Below are 5,244 nucleotides of genomic sequence, written 5' to 3'. Positions count from 1 at the left end.
CTTCCATAGCTCGCCAAGAACCGTAATAATCTCCGAAAGGCTGATGGATTAAATATAAATCCAAATAATCGAGGCGCAATTTTTCCATAGACGCTTCAAAACCTTTTTTCGCTTTTTCGTATCCCGCGTCCGAAATCCATAATTTAGTCGTTATAAACAATTCTTTTCTGTTTATGCCGCTTTCTTTTATAGCGTCTCCAACCGCTTTCTCATTGAAGTATGCCGAAGCCGTATCGATTAATCTGTAGCCCGTTTCCAAAGCGTCCAAAACCGCTCTTTTGCATTCGTCATAATCGGGGACTTGATATACTCCGAAACCCAATATTGGCATTTCCACGCCATTGTTTAATTTTACAGTTTTCATGTAATCTCTCCTTCGCCATTTTTTTAATGGCATTAATTTAATTTTTTAATTTATATTACTATTATAACATTGGAGTTAACTCCAGAGTCAATATGTAATTTTTATTGCTTTTTATATATTAGCAATAAACCGTCATTTTTAAGTTTTTTGACTTCGCTAAATTTAAACTCTTTAGTCAAACTTTTTCCGTCAACCGTTTCCGATATTGTAGCGTTTTTGCTTCCGTCTATAAAAGGCGCTATCATAACATTTATTTCGTCAACCAAATTTTCTCTGAAAAATTCGGCGTTTATCGTAGCTCCTCCCGTTAAAGCAAATTTCTTTATATCGAAAAGTCTATATAATTTATCGAGAGCGATATTCAAATCTATTTTTTCGTCTCCCGCAAAAATATAAGCTATTTTCTTTTCTTTAAGATAGGCGATATATTCTGGCGAGGCTTTTTTAGTAGTTATAACCAAAACTTGATTTTTAATATTCTCGGGATAGATAAGCAAATTGTCTTTCCATTTTACTTTTCCAGTCGAATCGAAAGAAACTACATAAGGATATTCGCTTTTTATAATATTGTCTTCGTAATCTACTTTTGAGTTTTTATACTTTGAAATATCTATAGTTTCATCGCTGAAATAGATTTTATGGGTTGAGCTTCCGTTTCCCCAAGCTTCCGAAATTTCAAGTTTCAACTCTTCGTAATAATCTCCCAATTCCTGATTGTAATCGTCAATAAAACTTCCGTCAATTTTTCCGTCAATGGAAGTTAGCATTAATAAAGAAACATAAGGTTTGAACATTTTTTCCTCCGCGCCACAGGCGTGCCTCTGGCATTAATTTTTATTTATATTTTTAAATTTTTATGATTTTTTTATTCTTTCAATTCTCTTAATTTTTTAGCGGGAATTCCAGCGACTAAAGTATTGTTTGGAACATCTTTAGTCACAACCGAACCCGCCGCTATAATCACATTATTGCCTATATTAATTCCAGGCAGTATTACGCAATTTCCTCCAATCCACACATCGTTTCCTATGTTAACGGGTTTTGCTTGAGCGAGTTTCTTTCTTCGTCCGCTTGCCGTAAGAGGATGCCCAACAGTTGTTATTAAAGTATCCGGTCCTATCATACAATAATCGCCTATATTTACGGGAGCTATATCCAATATTGTAACATTATAATTTGCCACAAAATCTTTTCCCACATGTATGTTTTTTCCATAGTCGCAATAAAATCCCGTATTGATATAAGCCTTATCTTTAACCGAGCCTAATAATTCTTTTATCGCTTTAAATTGTTCTTCAAAGTTATCCGCAGGTATAGAATTAAATTTTTTACATTTTATTATAGCTTCCGTTTTTCTTTGAGCGACTTCATCGTCAAAAAAAGAATATTCTAAACCCGCTTCTAATTTTTGTAATTCCGTCATATTCTATTTACTCCTTGATTTTTATATTTAATAATTTTTATTTTGTATTACTATTATAACATTGGAGCTAACTCCAGAGTCAATATGTAATTCTATTTTTATTCTGGTTTTCTCGTATGTAATAATAATACTTGCTCGACATCGCGATGGCTTTTGTCAAAATGACTTTGATTTTTATTAAGTTCAGCGATAGCTTGCATATCATTGGCATCTAATTCAAAGTCAAATACGCTGATATTTTCCAGCATTCGCTCTTTATTCACGCTTTTTACAGCCACAGCCACGCCTCTTTGCACGAGCCATCTTAAAATCACTTGCGCCACGCTTTTGTTATATTTTTTGCCTATGTTTGCAAGTATTTTATTTTTAAGTATATCGCCTTTACCTTGCATAAACGGACTATAAAACTGCATTTGAACGCCGTATTTTTTCATCACTTCCTGCGCTTCGTTTTGTTGCAAAAGCGGGTGTCCTTCTATTTGATTTACGGATGGTTTGATTTCGTTGTTTAGGCAAAAATCCGTAAGCCTGTCGGGGTAAAAATTACTTACGCCGATAGCTTTGATTCTGCCCTCTTTATAAAGCCTACTCATAGCCCGCCACGCGCCGTATAAATCATTAAAAGGCTGATGAATGAGATACAAATCCACATAATCAAGTCCGAGTTTTTTAAGGCTATTGTCAAAGGCTTTAAGCGTTGCGCTTTCGCCTATGTGGTTTATCCATACTTTTGTTTCGATAAAAAGTTCCTCTCGTTTAGTCCCTCCATTCATTGCATTTTTTAACGCAGCTCCTACGCCTTCTTCGTTGGCATAAACTTGCGCTGTATCAATGAGTCGATAACCTACGTTTAACGCGTCCTCTACGCACCTTTGCGCTACTTTTTGCTCTACTAAAAATGTCCCATAACCTAATATTGGCATTTCCACTCCGTTATTTAATTTTACTTTTTGCATGTAATCTCTCCTTCGCCATCTCGTTTGAATGGCATTAATTTAATTTTTTTATTTTGTATTAATATTATAACATTGGAGTTAACTCCAGAGTCAATATGTAATTTTATTTTTTATTTGAATTTATTTTAAGTTATTAAATTTTTCATGGCAAATACTTTTTTTATATCTAATTATGCTTTAAAAGTATGATTTATAAATTAATTTCAATTTCTTCTTCCAAAAGAAGAATGTTTTTGATTTCTATCAAGTCCGTTTATTAAATTCATTTCTTCGGAGGATAATTCAAAATCGAATATTGAAATATTTTCTTTAATATGAGCGGGATTGCTCGAACCTGGTATTGCAACAACTCCGCTTTGTAAATGCCATCTTAAAATTATTTGAGCGGAAGATTTATTATGCGCTCTTGCAATAGACGAAATTGTTTTATCTTCAAAAAGTCGAGTTCTATTCGCCCGTCCTCCCAAAGGATACCAAGCTTCCATGATTATTCCTTTCTCGTTCGCGTATTTTATAACATCTTTTTCTTGAAAATACGGATGGATTTCATTTTGAATCAAAGAAGGCATGATTGTTATTTGTTTCAAAAATTTTTCCAAATCGTCAATATAATAATTCGATAATCCTAAAGAGCGAATCTTTCCTTCTCTAACCGCTTTCTCCATAGCTTTGTAGGCTTCGACATCGTTTCCAGCTGGATGATGAAGAAGCATTAAATCTATATATTCCACTCCCAATTTTTTGAGTGCATCGTTTATCGCTTGCTCGGCGTTAGCAAATTGATTCATATATAATTTAGTCGTTATAAATATCTCTTCTCTCGGAACGCCAGATTTTTTTATCGCTTCTCCCACTTTATCCTCGTTTCCGTATATATAAGCGGTGTCTATTAATCTATAACCGTTTTGAAGAGCCGATAAAACCGAATTATAACATGTGTCCCCATGCAATTGAAAAGTCCCGATTCCCAATATTGGCATTCTATAACCGCTATTTAAAAGTATAGTCGACGCTTTTCCGTTTTCTCCGTTTGACAAATCAAAACTATTCGAGTATAGATTTTCGCTTGCAATACAGCCAAAAATTGTTAAAAATAAAATCGTTGTTCCAAAACATATTAACTTTTTCATTTTAAATATCTCCTGTTTAATTTTAATATTTTAATTATTTATCTAATGGAATAGTATATTCCGTTAATCCATGTTTAGCTGGTCCCGTATGCGGATTATCCTTTATGTCCAATTTCTTTTCATGCAAAAACTTTATCAAATGATTGGCTATATCTTCGTTATTCAAATCGGCAAACGGCGCATGAGTATTGCCTTTTATTCCGATTTCTGGAAGCATAACGAGTGTGGCGTCTCCGCCGTATTTATTAACCGTATCCACAAATTGTTTCGCCCTTATGCTTGCAACTCGCCAAAATTCTTCATTAAAAACTTCGTTGGTGGGTTCGGTAGAAATATTATCTCCCCAAACCACAAGAATTGGAAATTTTGTAAGTTTAATAAATTCGTTTGTTGGAATTCTTTTTGGATTATAATTGTCTCTAATATAATCTAAAGGAGACTCTATATATTCTATTTCTTCGCCTTCTGGAAATATAAAATCCCCTGGTTCGTATGCGATTATAGCTTTTAAAAATTCTTCAGCCGCAAATGCCGTAGCCCATCCAAGCGGACCGCCAGCTGAATGCGTTATTAAAATAGCGGGTCCCGTTCTTTTTAATAAATCCGCCATAGTTTTTCCCATAAATTGTTCGTATTCGGCGTTATACGGTTCTACGCCTGTATTTGGAGTTTGTTGTCTGAAAAACTGTTCTATCGAGTCGGGGTCGCTTGGAAATTGAACTCCTTCATATAGATAAGGTTTATTTGGTTTTTTCCAGATGCCGTTTCTAAAGGCGTTCCAAGTTTCGCTTTCATAAGCTTCCGTTATAAATAATTCGGAGTTTTCTAAAGTCGTTCTCGTTCTTCCCGCTCTTCCTCTTCTCGGCTGGTCTATTATATAAACCGCCCAATTTCTTCTTGGAAGCATAGCCATGTATCCTTCTCTTCCGTCTGGAGTCGATTCGAAACTTCTTCCCGATTGTCCCATTCCATGCCACATTATTATAGGGTAGTTGTAAGAATTTTGCGGGATATAATATTGAGCGTATCCATGCTCTCCATGAAAAGTATCGCCGCTTTCCAATATTTCTACCGTTCCTCCAAAAAATAAACTTCCCATAGTTCTTAATACTATAGAATTTTGATTGTTATTATTACATCCGTAAATTGAAAATGCGGACATAATAATTACCGTAATAAAAATTGATTTTTGTTTTAACATTCTTTCTCCTTCTTCTTTTTGATTTTCATATTTATTAAGGTAAAGATTGCCCCGCAGATTTAAGAGGCTACCTTTACTTATATGATTTAAACATGAAAATTTTTTTAACAACACATTTATAATTAATTTAAAGTCTTCATATCTATCACATATCTAAACTTAACTTTTCC

Annotated in this window: 6 protein-coding genes; all 6 read right to left on the bottom strand. The window is 34.2% G+C overall.

The genetic code is table 11. From position 1 onward, the window contains the following. Window positions 1-364: aldo/keto reductase (locus EZH24_RS06835; RefSeq protein WP_137998383.1), on the bottom strand; the 364-nt coding region annotated here is incomplete at its 3' end. A gap of 101 nt (window positions 365-465) precedes the next feature. Continuing rightward, window positions 466-1,158, bottom strand: a complete 693-nt coding sequence (locus tag EZH24_RS06830; protein WP_137998382.1) for a dihydrofolate reductase family protein — start codon at window positions 1,156-1,158, stop codon at window positions 466-468. Between the two features lie 71 nt (window positions 1,159-1,229). After that, complete coding sequence (locus EZH24_RS06825) at window positions 1,230-1,787, bottom strand: sugar O-acetyltransferase (protein ID WP_137998381.1); 558 nt, start codon at window positions 1,785-1,787, stop codon at window positions 1,230-1,232. A gap of 98 nt (window positions 1,788-1,885) precedes the next feature. Beyond that, a complete protein-coding gene (locus EZH24_RS06820; RefSeq protein ID WP_137998380.1) occupies window positions 1,886-2,743 on the bottom strand; it encodes an aldo/keto reductase in 858 nt (285 codons plus the stop codon). Window positions 2,744-2,946: 203 nt separating this feature from the next. Then, the gene (locus EZH24_RS06815) at window positions 2,947-3,873 is read right to left on the bottom strand and encodes an aldo/keto reductase (protein ID WP_137998379.1); all 927 of its coding nucleotides are present in this window, start codon (window positions 3,871-3,873) and stop codon (window positions 2,947-2,949) included. A 34-nt stretch (window positions 3,874-3,907) separates the two neighbouring features. Next, a complete protein-coding gene (locus EZH24_RS06810) occupies window positions 3,908-5,074 on the bottom strand; it encodes an alpha/beta hydrolase (RefSeq protein WP_137998378.1) in 1,167 nt (388 codons plus the stop codon). Between the last annotated feature and the right edge of the window lie 170 nt (window positions 5,075-5,244).

This window comes from Brachyspira catarrhinii (assembly GCF_005518285.1).
Classification (GTDB): domain Bacteria; phylum Spirochaetota; class Brachyspiria; order Brachyspirales; family Brachyspiraceae; genus Brachyspira; species Brachyspira catarrhinii.
The sequence above is the reverse complement of the archived record's forward strand: the minus strand, read 5'-3'. Positions and strand labels throughout refer to the sequence as shown.